The 13,946-nt window shown below is 33.1% G+C and carries 17 protein-coding genes; 7 read left to right on the forward strand and 10 right to left on the reverse strand.

All coding sequences use genetic code 11. The features are described 5' to 3' along the window. Positions 1 to 61: 61 nt before the first annotated feature. Entirely contained in the window at positions 62 to 826 is a 765-nt protein-coding gene (locus P2W65_RS13525; RefSeq protein ID WP_289658001.1) for a class I SAM-dependent methyltransferase, read from the reverse strand. Between the two features lie 150 nt (positions 827 to 976). Between P2W65_RS13525 and P2W65_RS13530 the strand changes: the two genes are divergently transcribed. The 3 genes from P2W65_RS13530 to P2W65_RS13540 all read left to right on the forward strand — a co-directional run bounded on the left by P2W65_RS13530 (position 977) and on the right by P2W65_RS13540 (position 3,229). Then, entirely contained in the window at positions 977 to 2,134 is a 1,158-nt protein-coding gene (locus tag P2W65_RS13530; RefSeq protein WP_289658003.1) for a THUMP domain-containing class I SAM-dependent RNA methyltransferase, read from the forward strand. A gap of 146 nt (positions 2,135 to 2,280) precedes the next feature. Continuing rightward, a complete protein-coding gene (locus tag P2W65_RS13535; RefSeq protein WP_289658005.1) occupies positions 2,281 to 2,517 on the forward strand; it encodes a hypothetical protein in 237 nt (78 codons plus the stop codon). Positions 2,518 to 2,536: 19 nt separating this feature from the next. Further along, the gene (locus P2W65_RS13540; RefSeq protein WP_289658006.1) at positions 2,537 to 3,229 is read left to right on the forward strand and encodes an aspartate/glutamate racemase family protein; all 693 of its coding nucleotides are present in this window, start codon (positions 2,537 to 2,539) and stop codon (positions 3,227 to 3,229) included. Positions 3,230 to 3,309: 80 nt separating this feature from the next. Here the strand turns inward: P2W65_RS13540 and P2W65_RS13545 are convergent, their stop codons facing one another. The 3 genes from P2W65_RS13545 to rlmD are packed head-to-tail and all read right to left on the reverse strand — an operon-like array spanning position 3,310 to position 6,015. Beyond that, positions 3,310 to 4,098 carry a DUF6048 family protein gene (locus P2W65_RS13545; RefSeq protein ID WP_289658009.1) on the reverse strand — a complete coding sequence of 263 codons (789 nt, stop codon included), beginning with the start codon at positions 4,096 to 4,098 and terminating at the stop codon, positions 3,310 to 3,312. Further along, a complete protein-coding gene (locus P2W65_RS13550) occupies positions 4,070 to 4,594 on the reverse strand; it encodes a DUF6452 family protein (RefSeq protein WP_289658010.1) in 525 nt (174 codons plus the stop codon). The genes P2W65_RS13545 and P2W65_RS13550 overlap by 29 nt, the downstream gene beginning before the upstream one ends. A gap of 8 nt (positions 4,595 to 4,602) precedes the next feature. Further along, positions 4,603 to 6,015 carry a 23S rRNA (uracil(1939)-C(5))-methyltransferase RlmD gene (rlmD, locus tag P2W65_RS13555; RefSeq protein ID WP_289658012.1) on the reverse strand — a complete coding sequence of 471 codons (1,413 nt, stop codon included), beginning with the start codon at positions 6,013 to 6,015 and terminating at the stop codon, positions 4,603 to 4,605. Positions 6,016 to 6,349: 334 nt separating this feature from the next. Here rlmD and P2W65_RS13560 point away from each other — a divergent pair, with 334 nt between their 5' ends. Then, positions 6,350 to 7,225 carry a sensor histidine kinase gene (locus P2W65_RS13560; protein ID WP_289658015.1) on the forward strand — a complete coding sequence of 292 codons (876 nt, stop codon included), beginning with the start codon at positions 6,350 to 6,352 and terminating at the stop codon, positions 7,223 to 7,225. Positions 7,226 to 7,276: 51 nt separating this feature from the next. Here the strand turns inward: P2W65_RS13560 and P2W65_RS13565 are convergent, their stop codons facing one another. The 4 genes from P2W65_RS13565 to epsC all read right to left on the reverse strand — a co-directional run bounded on the left by P2W65_RS13565 (position 7,277) and on the right by epsC (position 10,561). Continuing rightward, positions 7,277 to 7,675, reverse strand: a complete 399-nt coding sequence (locus P2W65_RS13565) for a hypothetical protein (RefSeq protein ID WP_289658017.1) — start codon at positions 7,673 to 7,675, stop codon at positions 7,277 to 7,279. 91 nt (positions 7,676 to 7,766) lie between these two features. After that, positions 7,767 to 8,753, reverse strand: coding sequence for an aldo/keto reductase (locus P2W65_RS13570; protein ID WP_289658019.1), 987 nt, complete (start codon positions 8,751 to 8,753; stop codon positions 7,767 to 7,769). A gap of 127 nt (positions 8,754 to 8,880) precedes the next feature. Further along, positions 8,881 to 9,768: a cysteine synthase CysM gene (cysM, locus tag P2W65_RS13575; RefSeq protein ID WP_289658021.1), complete on the reverse strand. Its 888-nt coding sequence runs from the start codon at positions 9,766 to 9,768 to the stop codon at positions 8,881 to 8,883. A gap of 1 nt (position 9,769) precedes the next feature. Then, positions 9,770 to 10,561 carry a serine O-acetyltransferase EpsC gene (gene epsC / locus P2W65_RS13580; RefSeq protein WP_289666195.1) on the reverse strand — a complete coding sequence of 264 codons (792 nt, stop codon included), beginning with the start codon at positions 10,559 to 10,561 and terminating at the stop codon, positions 9,770 to 9,772. 190 nt (positions 10,562 to 10,751) lie between these two features. Between epsC and P2W65_RS13585 the strand changes: the two genes are divergently transcribed. Then, positions 10,752 to 11,453 carry a DUF1003 domain-containing protein gene (locus P2W65_RS13585; protein ID WP_289658023.1) on the forward strand — a complete coding sequence of 234 codons (702 nt, stop codon included), beginning with the start codon at positions 10,752 to 10,754 and terminating at the stop codon, positions 11,451 to 11,453. Between the two features lie 156 nt (positions 11,454 to 11,609). On the opposite strand, the gene P2W65_RS13590 is transcribed toward P2W65_RS13585, so the two are convergent. Next, the gene (locus P2W65_RS13590) at positions 11,610 to 11,888 is read right to left on the reverse strand and encodes a DUF2752 domain-containing protein (protein ID WP_289658025.1); all 279 of its coding nucleotides are present in this window, start codon (positions 11,886 to 11,888) and stop codon (positions 11,610 to 11,612) included. A gap of 106 nt (positions 11,889 to 11,994) precedes the next feature. On the opposite strand from P2W65_RS13590, the gene P2W65_RS13595 reads away from it, so the two are divergent. Together P2W65_RS13595 and P2W65_RS13600 are read left to right on the forward strand one after the other, a co-directional pair. After that, complete coding sequence (locus tag P2W65_RS13595) at positions 11,995 to 12,168, forward strand: hypothetical protein (protein WP_184164488.1); 174 nt, start codon at positions 11,995 to 11,997, stop codon at positions 12,166 to 12,168. A 1-nt stretch (position 12,169) separates the two neighbouring features. Further along, positions 12,170 to 12,721 (forward strand): DUF8465 domain-containing protein, encoded by a 552-nt coding sequence (locus P2W65_RS13600; protein ID WP_289658029.1) that lies wholly within the window; start codon positions 12,170 to 12,172, stop codon positions 12,719 to 12,721. Positions 12,722 to 12,866: 145 nt separating this feature from the next. Here P2W65_RS13600 and P2W65_RS13605 read toward each other — a convergent pair whose 3' ends face one another. Further along, positions 12,867 to 13,868, reverse strand: coding sequence for a hypothetical protein (locus P2W65_RS13605; RefSeq protein WP_289658031.1), 1,002 nt, complete (start codon positions 13,866 to 13,868; stop codon positions 12,867 to 12,869). Positions 13,869 to 13,946: the final 78 nt, after the last annotated feature.

Genomic DNA, 13,946 nt, shown 5'->3' on the forward strand with positions numbered 1-13,946 from the left:
AGTTAAGTTGCTATCTAAAAAGTAAATGGTTGTTTTTTAATGATATAAAAGCGATACTAATTTACTTAAAAATCATGATTAATCTTTCGCTTTCGGTTTTATGGAATTTTTTGAGTTTGTAATCTCCAAAAATGTCGAGAAGATAAATTCCCGCTTCCTCCATTAATTCCTGAAAATCTTTTAAAGTTAAGGCTTTTACTTTTTCTGTAAAATGATATTTTCTGCCTTTGTCTTCAAAATCAATTTGTTTGAAAATATGACCGTCTTCGACATATCTTTTGATGTGGAAATCAATTTCGTCAACGGTTTTGGTTTCTTCGGGAACCAGATTTTCGATTACGTTGGCTACGTTCATAAAATCGATAACGGCAAAACCATATTCTGAAAGGCTTTCTTTAATTGCTTTTAAAGTGGTCAGGTTGTCATCGTAGTTTTCAAAATAACCAAAGCTGGTAAACAAATTGAAAATGGCATCGAACTTTTCTTCAAAAGGTTCGCGCATGTCGTGCACTTTAAAATGCAGGGTTTCGTTGCTGTTTTTGCTGGCTTCGGTAATACTGTTTTCAGACAAATCGGCGCCCAGAACATCAAAACCCAACTGATTTAAATAGATAGAATGACGACCTTTTCCGCAGGCTAAATCCAATACTTTTGCTTTTTCGGGCAAATTCAGATAGTGCGTTAAATTGTCCATGAAAACCTGAGCTTCACGATAATTACGATCCTTGTAAAGAATATGGTAATAAGGCGTATCAAACCATGAAGAATACCAGTTTTGATTGTCACCTTCCTGATTCGGAATTGATTCGTTATGCGTTACAGACATTTATTCTATTTCAATTAATTTAAAGTCCGGCAAATTTAGTGTATTTTTGCCGAAAAATAACTATTTAGCAACGATACATTGTTGCATTATGTGAGATGCATTATTTTTTGCATCTTTTAAATTTTAGTTTTTTTTAATTTAAAAGAAAAGATGGAAGAAAATTTTAAAATGATTGCCAAATGTTTTTTTGGCTTTGAAGAAATATTAGAAAAAGAACTACGTACACTTGGAGCTCAGGATGTTGAAAAAGGTGTGAGAATGGTGAGTTTTAAAGGAGATAAAGGTTTTATGTACAAAGCTAATTTATCTTTGCGTACGGCTCTTAAAATCTTAAAACCCATTTATTCTTTTAGAGCAAATAATGAACAGGCCTTATACAAAGGGATTTCGGGTTTAAATTGGTCTAAATACCTAAATGCGAATCAGACTTTTGTAATTGATACGACAGTTCATTCTACTTATTTCAATCATTCAGAATTTGTTTCTCAAAAATGTAAAGATGCTATCGTAGATCAGTTTAGAGAAAGAACAGGACAGCGCCCAAGTATTGATAAACAATATCCAGATTTACGAATTAATATTCATATTGACAAAGATCAGGTTTCTGTAGCCTTGGATACTTCTGGAGCTTCACTTCATCAGCGTGGTTACAGAACGGCTACAAATATTGCTCCAATTAACGAGGTTTTAGCAGCAGGAATTCTATTATTATCAGGATGGGATGGACAAAGCCATTTTCTAGATCCAATGTGTGGTTCCGGAACTTTCTTGGCAGAAGCAGCGATGATTGCGTGTAATATTCCGGCAAACATCAACAGAAAAGAATTTGCTTTTGAAAAATGGAAAGACTGGGACAATGATTTGTTTGATAAAATCATTGACAGTTTAATGAAAAAAACAAGAGAGTTTCATTATACTATAAAAGGTTTTGATAAAGCACCAAGTGCAGTAAGCAAAGCAAAAGATAATATTAGAAATGCCAATTTGGAAGATTATGTGACTATTCGTGAAGATAACTTTTTTGATAGCGAAAAAGAAACGGAAGGAAAACTTCACATTGTTTTCAATCCGCCGTATGATGAGCGTTTAGATATTCATATGGAACGTTTTTACGCAAGTATCGGCGATACATTAAAGAAAAATTATCCTGGTACAAATGCCTGGTTTATTACGGCAAACTTGGAAGCGTTGAAATTTGTAGGATTAAAGCCTTCCAGAAAAATCAAACTTTTTAACGCAAGTTTAGAAGCACGTTTGGTTAAATATGAAATGTACGAAGGAAGCAAGAGAACGAAATTTCAGGTCTAAGTTTCTAAGTTTCTGAGATTCTAAGAATTTTAGTCGACTGAAAAAGTATAAAGTACAATTTAAATAATTTAAGTTTCTGCTGTTTAGGTTCTAAAGAAAAAACTTAGCATCTTAGTATCTCAGAATCTTAGCAACTCTAAAAAAAAATGTCAAAACTACAAGTAAGAGCTTTTTTATATCAATTAGGATGTTTTGCAGTCCTATTTTTAGCGTTCCGATTTTTAATCGCCGCTTATACTGGGCTAACTGGAATCTGGATTCCGTTGACTGCTTTTGTAATTGGAACTATTATTGGGCCGAAATTTCAAGCAGCAAGAACTAAAGACGGAGAGAAGCTTTTTATGAAATGGCTTTTTATAAAAGGAATTAAAGAAATAGGCTAATTAAAATCTAATATAATTTATGAGGAAAATTGGACTTATCGGCGGCATCAGTTGGGTTTCGACATCAGATTATTACACTTTAATTAATAAAGGAATAAATGAAAAACTCGGCGGATTGAATTTCTCCGAATGTCTGATTTACTCGTTTAATTATGCCGATATCAAAAAGAATAACGACGCCAACGATTGGGATTCGACTTTTAATATGCTTTTCAAAGGCTGTGAATTTCTAAAATCGGGTGGGGCAGAAGCGATTGTTTTATGTGCAAATACGATGCATTTAATAGCCGATAAACTGCAAGAAGCGATTGATCTTCCGGTTATTCATATTGCTGAAGAAACAGCCAAAGCGATTCAGAAAAAAGAAATTAGAAAAGTTGGATTGTTGGGAACAAAGTTTACCATGGAACTGGATTTCTTTAAAGATAAGCTTTTTCAAAAAGGAATTGAAACCATAATTCCAGTTTCTGAAGAAGATAAGGATTTTATTCACTGGACTATTTTTGAAGAATTAGGCAGAGGAATTGTAACCGAGGAAACAAAGAATCGTTATTTGGAAATTGCCAATAAATTAATTCAGAATGGTGCTGAAGGAATAATTTTGGGCTGTACAGAGATTCCTTTAATAATTAAAGAAGGAGATCTTAAGGTTCCTATTTTTGATACTACTTTGATTCATACACAAGCAGCAATTAATTTTCAATTATCATAAAAAAAAGCTCAAATTCGAACTTGTTTGAATTTGAGCTTTTTTTAATCTTAGTGTCTTAGAATCTCAGCATCTTAAAAAAACTATTTCTTTTTAGGAGCAGCTTTCTTTTCAGGAGCCATTATTTTTTTCTTGTAAATCGGAATGAAATAAGAAACGGTGTAATTGAATCCTACTCCAAAACTTCCATCATAAGTTCTGTTGAATCCAGGGATATAAAGATTGTCAAATCCGCTTGGTTTTTTGTTTGTAGCCAAAAGTTTTAACTGTACGCCAAAACCAACAAATACATTATCGAAAACCTCAGCTTTTAATCCCATAACTACTTCCAGCCAACTAGCAGAAAGCCCACTGTATTTTTGGTTTACTTCTAATGAAGGCTGTTCGCCCCAATATGGATTGGGATTGTATATTTTATAACTGTTCAAATCTTGGCTGAAAGCACTAAAACCTCCACGTAAACCAATTGTGATTTGGTTTTCCATGTCAAGCCAGTTTTCATAAAAATTATAATCAAATCCAGCTTTTAGGTAACTTCCTGATGCAGAAGAATTTAATCGATCATCATCTGTAGTTTTATTTTCATAACCTAATTCTGCTGCCAGATAATACTTTTTAGTTAGTCTCCAGTCTCCAACAAATTCCACCCCTTTATAATCTTTATCATAAAAACCACGAGTAAGTTTATACAAGTCGACCCCAACACGAAGCCCATAGCGATCAGTTTTGATAACGCTGTCTTTTTTAATTTCTTGAATCTTAGGTTTTGCAGTTTCAGTTTTCGGTTTAGGAGCATTTGTTTCCTGAGCTTGCCCTAGAAACATTGATAGCAAAAAGCAAAAACTAAAAAACGATGTTAATGTGTGTTTCATCTTCTGATACAATGTTTCTATTTAATACATTAATACTTAGCATCCAGTTAATGCCATCAGGATCAGTACGAACTACTGGAATCGCCTGATCCAAAGTAAAGTTCATTTTAAAACCACATGCTCGTGAAACATAAATGTTTTCACGAGTATATGTAAAAGTTAGAATATCCGTATTTCTACTTGTCGCCCCGGCGTTATAGGTAAACTCATAGGTAGTAGTATTAGCATCTGTTCTTAACGGAATTGAAATTTTACTTGTATTTACATAATACTGAGTACTATCCGTTGCACTTTCATTAAAAATGATTGGATTTGTCTCATCTTTTCCTTTTACTGTCATATTAACAACGGGAGCAGGAGTTGTAGGGTCAATATCTTTGTAGAATGTAATAACCAATCTTGGAGTTGTTGGTGTATTAGCATCGCATATATCATCTTTCTCACAGCTGGATAAGCCGAAAGTAAAAATTAGTAAAATTGAAACGAGTTTTTTCATGTATATTTTTATCGAAGTTCTAAAAGTACAACATTTTCAACGTGATGTGTCTGCGGAAACATATCTACAGGTCGTACGCGCGTAACTTTGTATTTTTCATCCATTAAAGCCAAATCACGAGCCTGGGTCGCAGAATTGCAGCTTACATAAACGACTCTTTTTGGAGCAATTTTTAAGATTTGTTCTACTACATCTTTATGCATTCCGTCACGTGGAGGATCTGTAATGATAACATCAGGTTTGCCGTGCTGTGCAATAAAGGCTTCGTTGAAAACGACTTTCATGTCTCCAACAAAAAACTCACAATTGGTGATATTATTGCGTTCTGCGTTGGCTTTTGCATCAAGGATTGCCTCAGGAACACTTTCTACACCAATTACTTTTTTTGCCTTTTTAGAAACGAATTGTGCAATTGTACCCGTTCCAGTATATAAATCATAAACGGTTTCGTTTCCTGTAAGGTCAGCAAAATCTCTTGTGATTTTGTATAACTCGTATGCCTGATCTGAATTGGTTTGGTAGAAAGATTTAGCATTAATGCTGAATTTTAGCCCTTCCATTTCTTCTAGAATGTAATTTCTTCCTTTGTACAGAATAACATCCTGATCGTAAATGGTATCATTTGGTTTTCCGTTTACGACATATTGTAATGAAGTGATCTGTGGAAATTTCTCGTATAAATGATCCAAGATTAATTCTCTATTTTCTTTGTCTTCTTCAAAAAATTGAATTAAAACCATGATTTCTCCTGTAGAAACGGTTCGAATCATTACGGTTCTCAACAATCCAGAATGCTCTCTAGGATTGAAAAATGCTAAATTATGCTCGTTTGCAAAAGTGCGTATTTCATTACGAATGGCATTTGAAGGATCTTCCTGTAAATGACATTTGTTAATGTCAAGAATTTTGTCCCACATTTTTGGAATATGAAATCCTAAAGCATTTCTGTTACCTAAATCTTCTGTGCTTCCTATTTCTTTTTCAGTTAACCATCGGCTGTTAGAAAAAGAAAATTCCATTTTATTTCTATAGAAAAACTGTTTATCAGAACCCAAAATATCTTCGAATTCTGGAAGTTCAATTTTTCCTATTCTTTGTAAGTGATTTTTAACTTCATTTTGCTTAAATGCAAGCTGCTGGCTGTATTTCATATTCTGCCATTTGCATCCGCCGCATACTCCAAAATGCTCACAGATTGGATCTACTCTGTAATCTGATAATTCGTGAAATTTTACGGCTTTACCTTCGTAATACGCCTTTCTTTTTTTGAATGTTTGTACGTCAACCACATCTCCAGGCACTACATTCGGAATAAATATTACTTTACCGTCAGGTGCTTTGGCTACTGAAACTCCTTTTGCACCAGCATCAAGAACTTGAATTTGATGAAAGACAACTTTGTCTGTATTTTTTCTTCCCATAGCGCAAAAATAAGCCTTTGAAAACTTTTACAAATTTAATTTTACAAATTTTTTAGAAATTCATCAAAAAATTAGTTTAATCGAGGATAAAAGCTAATTTTGTTTTGTAAGAAACCCCACTAAAAATACAAGTTTAACCTACTATTATTGCCTCCTTTTTATGAAGTTGTACCACAAACTCTCGAAGATCAGCTTTCTTAAAAAAAGTTATGCTTTTAAGTTCCTTTTTGTTGCTTTTATAGGTATTCATATCCCTTTAATTGGAATTTTATTTTTTGTACTGTATTTTAAGCATAGTATTTCGCCTACTTCAATTCTGATCTTTTCGTTAATTATGACATTACTTGCTACGGCAATTACACTTTTGGTTTTAAATAAATTAATTACGCCAATAAAAAAAGCTTCGAAAGCATTGGATGATTATAGAAGTTCAAGAAAGATGTCTGTTCTTCCGACAGAATATACCGATGAGGCTGGATTACTTTTGTGTAATATTCAGGAATCAATTTATGAAGCGGAGAGTTTTATAAATGAAAAACAAGATTTGGTTTATATGCTTTCGCATGATTTAAAAAACTTTGCAGGAAATCCGCAAGGATTAGCCAGATTAATAATCAGTGAGAATCCTTCCGAATCTGTTGTAAACCTTGCTGAATTAATCTGCGAATCAACTGATCTTCAGTTTCGATATATAGAAAATTTTATAAAACTGCTAAAAGAACAGGATGAAGTCGTTAAAGTAAATCCTGAAATAAAAACAGTTCTATTTCCTAATATTCTTCCGTTTATCAATGAACAGGTTGAACAGCGTTTATTTGACAAAAATATAAAGCTGAATTTAGTTTTGGAATGTGTTGAAGCTAAACTTAAAATTGATGAAGGACTCCTGATTCAGGTTTTAGTTAATCTAATTAGTAACGCGGTTAAGTTTTCTTACTTTGACAGTGAAATTAAAGTCCGAATTTATTCTGAAGACTCTAAATTAATTTTGACAGTAAAAGATAGCGGTATTGGTTTTGATAAACATCAAATAGAAGAATTATTTAAAAAATTCACTAAAATGAGCCGACTTGGAACGGCAAATGAAAGTTCTACGGGAATTGGATTGTATTTATGCAAAAAAATAATAGAACGTAACAAAGGCCGATTGAGCGCATCCAGCGACGGAAAAAACAGGGGAGCTGAATTCAGAATTGAATTTGATATTTAATAAATAAAGGTTACTAAGATTTTAGAATCCTAGTAACCTAAGTTTTTTTTATTAATGTGTAATATTGTTGTAAATTAAAGTCGGTTTTTCATTCACGCATTCGATACCTGTTGGAGGAGGCATCATAACGCAGTCAAGAGCATAATAAACTCCCCATTTTGCATCAAACTTTCCCTGAGCTTCCTTGTACTTATCAATTTTTTGCTGCAAAACAGAAACGTTTACAGTTTTATTATAGATAATGTATCCTGAACAAAGAGATGCGCCAAATTTCACAAACGTCCATTCCTCTGGATTGGTGCAGGATTTCGAGTTAATTTGAGAATAATCTATAATTTCCTGATACATTTTATCAAGTCTTGCTTGTTCTTCCTCTCTTGAGCTTTCATCTTTGCTGCAAGAAGTTATAATCAGAAAAATTGCAAATAACAAATAAGATAATTTCTTCATGTTTTTATGGTTTATTGGTTAGTATTTTTATAACTAGATTCAATAAACCATAAAAGGTTGCGTGTTTATGAGAGAAAAAACTTAAATAAACTTACCAAAGCTGATGTACAGCAGGTTTTATAAGGTTATTGTAAATTTTATTCATTTCTGAAATCTGTTCTACAGTTAATTTAGGAGTATCATAAACCGATAAATTAGATAAAACATGATTTACTTTTGACGCACCTGGAATGATACAGCTGATTTCGTTAAAACTTAAAATCCACTGTAATGCTATTGGAGCAAGATTTTGAGCTTCTGGAAATAATGCTTTCAAAGCTTCAACTGCTTTTAATCCTAAATCATAATCAATTCCTGAAAATGTTTCGCCTTTATCAAAAGCTTCTCCGTTACGGTTAAAATTACGGTGGTCTTGAGGCTCAAAAGTTGTTTTCTCGCTGAATGTTCCTGTTAGAAGTCCGCTGGCTAATGGAACTCTGGCAATAACTCCAATATCTTTCTTTTTTGCTTCTGAAAAAAACAATTCAGAAGGACGCTGACGGAAAAGATTGAAAATAATCTGAACCGTTGTTACATTCGAATATTCGATTGCTTTTAAAGCTTCTTCTACTTTTTCAACGCTCACACCAAGATTAAGGATTTTTCCCTGTTCTTTTAATCGGTCAAAAAGTTCAAATATTTCAGGGCGATAATATACTTCTGTTGGCGGACAGTGCAGCTGAATTAAATCTAATGTTTCTAATCCAGTTCGTTTTAAACTGTCTTCCACAAATTTTTGAAGTACTTTTGGTGTATAGCCTTCATTTACATGTGGATTGATTTGGCGTCCGCATTTTGTAGCCACAAAAATGCGTTCTGATCGGGATCGAACTACTCGTCCAACGGCAGTTTCGCTCAATCCATTTTCATAAACATCAGCAGTATCGATAAAGTTTACACCATTATCTATGGCAGTATTCAAAAGTTCGTCAGCTGTTTTATTATCAAAACCCGATCCCCATTTTCCTCCAACCTGCCAAGTACCAAGTGAGATTTCAGAGATATTAAAGTTTGTTTTTCCTAGTTTTCTGTAGTTCATTTTTTTTCTTTTTAGTTACAAAGAATCAAAGAGACAAAGTGACAAAGATTTTTTGTTGAAAAGATTCAAAGTTTTTTAATCAGTTTAAAAACCTTTGTCACTTTGTCTCTTTGCAACTTTGAACCTTTTAGTCAAATAAATCCGAAGACAAGTAGCGATCACCTCTATCACAGATAACGGCAACGACAACTCCAGATTCTAATTTTTCGGCAATTTTTAAGGCTACTGCAACAGAACCTCCGCTGCTCATTCCTGCAAAAACGCCTTCTTCTAATGCTAATCTTTTGGTCATTTCTCGGGCTTCTTCTTCGCTTACATCAACAACCGTATCTACTTTAGAGGCATCAAAAATTTTCGGAAGATATTCTTGCGGCCATTTACGGATTCCAGGAATTTGAGAGCCATCGCTTGGCTGCGCACCAATGATTTGAACATTTGGATTTTTTTCCTTTAAATAAGTCGAAGTTCCTATGATGGTTCCTGTTGTTCCCATTGCAGATACGAAGTGAGTTACAGTTCCTTCAGTATCGTTCCATATTTCTGGCCCAGTTGTTTTATAATGTGCTTTCCAGTTATCGTCATTAGCAAACTGATTTAGCATTAAATAACCACCTTGTTCGACTTTTTTATCTGCATAATCACGTGAACCGATAATTCCTTCGCTTGCAGGTGTTAGAATTACGGTAGCGCCGTAAGCACGCATAGTTTGTGTACGTTCTTTTGTTGAATCTTCAGGTAAAACCAATTCGATTTCTATACCAAATAATTGCGCAATCATGGCAAGTGCAATTCCAGTATTACCGCTGGTTGCTTCAATTAATTTATCTCCTTTTTTGATTTCGCCTCTTTCTAAGGCGGCGGCAATCATATTGTATGCAGCTCTGTCTTTTACGCTTCCTCCAGGATTGTTTCCTTCTAGTTTAAGTAAAAGTTTTACATTTTTATTTTGAACCAAATTGACAGTTTCCATCAAAGGAGTATTCCCAATTAGGTTTAATAATTTCTGTGGACTCATTTTATTTTTTTTCTTTTATTTTAACTTCAGTAGTAGTGGTATTTAATACAATAGAATCTTCAGGAATAGATTTAGTCACCCATGCATTTCCGCCTACAATACTATTTTTTCCAATTACAGTTTCGCCTCCTAAAATTGTAGCATTAGCATAAATGCAGACATTAGCCTCGACTGTTGGATGTCTTTTTGCATTTTTCATTTCTTTGCTTACGCTTAACGCACCCAGCGTAACCCCTTGATAGATTTTTACATGTTTTTTAATCACAGTTGTTTCACCAATAACAATTCCTGTAGCATGATCAATAAAGAAAGGCGATGCAATATTAGCACCAGCATGAATATCAGTTCCTGTAATCCTATGTGCGTATTCGCTCATTAAACGGGAAAAAAGAAGTAAATCCAGATGATATAATTCGTGGCTTAATCTATAAATCGCAATGGCGTAGAAGCCAGGGTATCCTAAATAAACTTCATCGATACTGTTTGATGCAGGATCGTTTTCTAAAATATATGCAGCATCTTGATTCAATTTTTCTAAAACTCCTGGAAGTTTTTCAAGAAATCGATCCCAAATCGATTCGCATAGATTTTCAGGTTTCTTGCAAGCCAAAACAGCAATTTCCTTAAAACGAAATTCGAGTTCATCAATGCTGTCATCTAAGGCTGCATTAGAATCAAAAAGAGTATAAAAAAGTTTTTCTGTAAAGTCTTCGGTTTTGGTTTTAATGCCATAATTGATATGCGAATGACTTTTTAAAGCCCTTATATTTTGTATGATAGTGTCTTTTGTCACAATGGTAAAAATGAATGAATAATTTTGGAACGTTAAAAGTAAGGCGTTTTTTGGAAATAAAGTCACGATTTAACTAAAGAAATTTTCTTCAGAAAGGCTCATTTGTGATAAAAAACGAATTAGAAACTGTTCTTTTTTATGCAATTCTTAAGAAGTTAATTGCGTAAATTAGCTTTCAAAACAAATTAAAATGAAAAACAGCCAGACATTTAAAAGCGCCATTTCGGGACTTTCTTTTGCTGATAGCGAGAAAGTTTATGGTAAATCGATTCATGACCCTATTTTGGGGTTAATTAAAAAAGAATTTCCAAGTTTTAATGATGATGATTGTATCGCCGTTAATGAATTAAATGTCTATCGTCAAAAATATATTTCAAATTATCTTTCAACAGAAATCGGGGCACTTTCGGCAATGGAGAAAAATGTTATTTCTTCATTAAAAGAAGATAAGTCGATTGTCAGCATCGTTGAAGATGAAGAAGAAACCCGTAATTTAGGACAAAGGGTGGCAGATAAAGTAGCCGATTTTGGCGGCAGCTGGACTTTTATTATTTCTTTTGTTGTTTTTATTACCATTTGGATTGGTTCGAATGTTTATATTTTTTTAAATAAAGGTTTTGATCCATACCCGTTTATTCTTTTAAATTTAATTCTTTCCTGCGTTGCCGCTTTGCAGGCTCCGGTAATTATGATGAGCCAAAATCGTCAGGAAGAAAAAGACAGAAATCGAGCTAAAAAAGATTATATGATTAATCTAAAATCGGAATTAGAGATTAGAATGATTCATGATAAAATAGATCATTTAATTATGCATCAGCAGCAAGAATTAATCGAAATTCAGAAAGTACAAATCGAAATGATGAATGATATTCTGGATCAGATTAAGAGATAAATGTTAATGAAAATTTCAATCTTTTTAAATTCCAAATCCCAATATCAATCTCAAAAATGAATATCAATTTAAAATATTCTAAAAGAAGTCAAACAAATATGTAAAAAGAAGCAAATTTAAAAAAAAGGAGCGAAGCGACCTTTAGAAAATCTAAAATCAAAAGTGTTTGAAGTAATATCCTCCAAGCATAAAAATGAAGTTTAGAACTGCTATTCTCCAAATGATTTTTTTATAATTTCTTGACTTATCAAAAAAATGAAGAGCTGCAAAAGCAAAGAGTAAAAGACAGGAATATAGCGCTGGATACATTTTAAAAGCTGCTAAAAACTGCCCTTGAAAAAGTAAGAATAATGACCGCTGAAAACCACAGCCCAGACAATCAAAACCGAAGATGGTTTTGAAAAGGCAAGGGATCATATATTTCTCTAAAGTCATGGTAGATCTTTTTGCAATTTTACTAAAAAAATACGACAAACCTTTGAAATAGAATAGAAGTACTATTTGAAAGTTTTATACTTTTGAAATCTTAAACTTTGAATTAATGAAAGCTTTTAAAATAATAATAATGATTCTTGCAATTTCGGTAGCGCTATATGAGCAGGTTTCAGAAGAAAAAAATATTTACATCATGATTGTTGCAATTGTGGTTTTTATGTTTGGAATGATGCAGCTGAGCGCTAAAACCCCAAGTAAAAATAACGATAAAGAAGAGTAGGATGCTGGTAAAAGGAGATAAGGTTTCTGTATTGGATGAAGCTATTAATGGAACAGTAGTTTCTGTGAAAAATAATGAGATTTTGATTGAAACTGAAGATGGATTTTTGATGACATTTTTAGTCAATGAATTACTTAAGATTCAAGATTCCAGTAATTTAATGAATTCTATTAAAAGAATTAATTTAGATGAAGTGTCAAAAGAGAAAACAGAACCCAAACCAAGAAGTTTTGTTAAAGAAAAGAAGGAAAAACGAGATGTAGGAGTTCCAGAATTTGATTTGCATATTGAAAAATTAGTACCAAATAAACGTGGGATGTCCAATTATGATATTTTGACACTGCAGACAGAAACGGCAAAAAGACATATCGAATTTGCGATTCGAAACCGCATTCCTAAAATTGTTTTTATCCATGGTGTAGGTGAAGGAATTTTGAAAGCGGAATTGGATTTTCTATTAGGAAGATACGACGGAATAGATTTTCAGGATGCCAATTATCAAAAATATGGACTTGGAGCAACTGAAGTTTATTTTAGGCAAAACAATAAATAAAATAAAATTTAACCTTTTTAAATCGGTTGTTTTTGAAAATAAAAACGTCTGTTTTTCGAAACTGATTTTAGTATTTAATCAGATAGAAAAACAGACGTTTTTTTGTAGGAATCTAAGAGTTGTTTATAGAATGAAAAACTCTTTTTTACAGGTTAGTTTCAAACCTTCCAAGGAAGAACTCAGTTGGAAGTTTAAAGTTGCTTTTACCTTTTAACATCGTCACATTTCTTAAAGTAACCGTATGGTAGTAAGTGTTTCCTACCAATGTTGTGGTTACTTCTATTATACCGCTTTTTTCAGCTTCGCCAGTTTGTCCTGTCCAATCTTCTCCAATTGCTGGACTCGCTGGAAAGGTAGTGTTGCAAAAATAACTTGAAGAAAAAGAACCACTGTCTTTTGCTACAGCTTTGTAATATAATTTGTTTGTAGTTGTGGTCTGATTTATTAGACCAGTTCTAGGTTTTCCAGTAGCAGTAACTTCGTTTTTTATTAATTCAGGATCAAGATTATCAAGCATAATAAAAAATGCAGCACTAAAATTATATACTCGATTTAGACCGTTGTTTGTACAACGCCCAGCAGTTTCGCTGTCAAATACTAAACTTGCAGGAACATTCGTAGTAGTGCTGAATGTACCAAATGGGTATGTTGGATACGTTTGAGGTTTTGAGCCAGAAATATCGAAAGTGATATTTTTAAAGCTAATATCGTGGTTGTAACCAGTAAGCTTTGTGCTTCCATCAGCAGCAAGAACTGGATCTTTTTGTGTTGTATTGATAACAATTTTTCCAGAAGTAGCAATCCATTCATCCGTTACTTTAGGTGTACTAGGTGGAATAATTCCGCAAATATTATCGGATACTAATGCACCATCGTATGCTCTGTAAATAGCACGATAGGTTCCCTTTCCTCCAGTAGGAATGTCATATTCGTACTCACCTGTATCTTCTTTTAAGCCAGCATTTGCAGGCATTTGAAGTAAAAAAGCCTCCTGAGATTTTAATTTATACAATAAAGTGACATCATTATTTTGAGTACAGCTAGTAGGATCAACACTTTCGAAGTTTATTTCTTGAACAGTTAAATCTCCGTCATCACATCCATTCAGTAAAAAAGCAAATAATATAAGGGAAGCGTATTTTTTCATCGTAAAATTTATTTGGGTCAAAAATAGTGAAAAAAATGGCAAATGATATTGAAGATTTGACAATTGATATTTCTTAAC

Source organism: Flavobacterium panacagri, assembly GCF_030378165.1.
Classification (GTDB): Bacteria; Bacteroidota; Bacteroidia; order Flavobacteriales; family Flavobacteriaceae; genus Flavobacterium; species Flavobacterium panacagri.

What these genes read in the sequence shown, in the direction of transcription:
- P2W65_RS13595 (WP_184164488.1), top strand. Translation starts at nt 11,995, where the DNA reads ATGAAAGCTTTTAAAATAATAATAATGATTCTTGCAATTTCGGTAGCG.
- P2W65_RS13550 (WP_289658010.1), bottom strand. Translation starts at nt 4,594, where the DNA reads ATGAAAAAACTCGTTTCAATTTTACTAATTTTTACTTTCGGCTTATCC.
- cysM (WP_289658021.1), bottom strand. Translation starts at nt 9,768, where the DNA reads ATGAGTCCACAGAAATTATTAAACCTAATTGGGAATACTCCTTTGATG.
- P2W65_RS13565 (WP_289658017.1), bottom strand. Translation starts at nt 7,675, where the DNA reads ATGAAGAAATTATCTTATTTGTTATTTGCAATTTTTCTGATTATAACT.
- P2W65_RS13570 (WP_289658019.1), bottom strand. Translation starts at nt 8,753, where the DNA reads ATGAACTACAGAAAACTAGGAAAAACAAACTTTAATATCTCTGAAATC.
- P2W65_RS13525 (WP_289658001.1), bottom strand. Translation starts at nt 826, where the DNA reads ATGTCTGTAACGCATAACGAATCAATTCCGAATCAGGAAGGTGACAAT.
- P2W65_RS13560 (WP_289658015.1), top strand. Translation starts at nt 6,350, where the DNA reads ATGACATTACTTGCTACGGCAATTACACTTTTGGTTTTAAATAAATTA.
- P2W65_RS13545 (WP_289658009.1), bottom strand. Translation starts at nt 4,098, where the DNA reads ATGAAACACACATTAACATCGTTTTTTAGTTTTTGCTTTTTGCTATCA.
- P2W65_RS13600 (WP_289658029.1), top strand. Translation starts at nt 12,170, where the DNA reads ATGCTGGTAAAAGGAGATAAGGTTTCTGTATTGGATGAAGCTATTAAT.
- P2W65_RS13585 (WP_289658023.1), top strand. Translation starts at nt 10,752, where the DNA reads ATGAAAAACAGCCAGACATTTAAAAGCGCCATTTCGGGACTTTCTTTT.
- rlmD (WP_289658012.1), bottom strand. Translation starts at nt 6,015, where the DNA reads ATGGGAAGAAAAAATACAGACAAAGTTGTCTTTCATCAAATTCAAGTT.
- P2W65_RS13590 (WP_289658025.1), bottom strand. Translation starts at nt 11,888, where the DNA reads ATGACTTTAGAGAAATATATGATCCCTTGCCTTTTCAAAACCATCTTC.
- P2W65_RS13605 (WP_289658031.1), bottom strand. Translation starts at nt 13,868, where the DNA reads ATGAAAAAATACGCTTCCCTTATATTATTTGCTTTTTTACTGAATGGA.
- P2W65_RS13530 (WP_289658003.1), top strand. Translation starts at nt 977, where the DNA reads ATGGAAGAAAATTTTAAAATGATTGCCAAATGTTTTTTTGGCTTTGAA.
- P2W65_RS13540 (WP_289658006.1), top strand. Translation starts at nt 2,537, where the DNA reads ATGAGGAAAATTGGACTTATCGGCGGCATCAGTTGGGTTTCGACATCA.
- P2W65_RS13535 (WP_289658005.1), top strand. Translation starts at nt 2,281, where the DNA reads ATGTCAAAACTACAAGTAAGAGCTTTTTTATATCAATTAGGATGTTTT.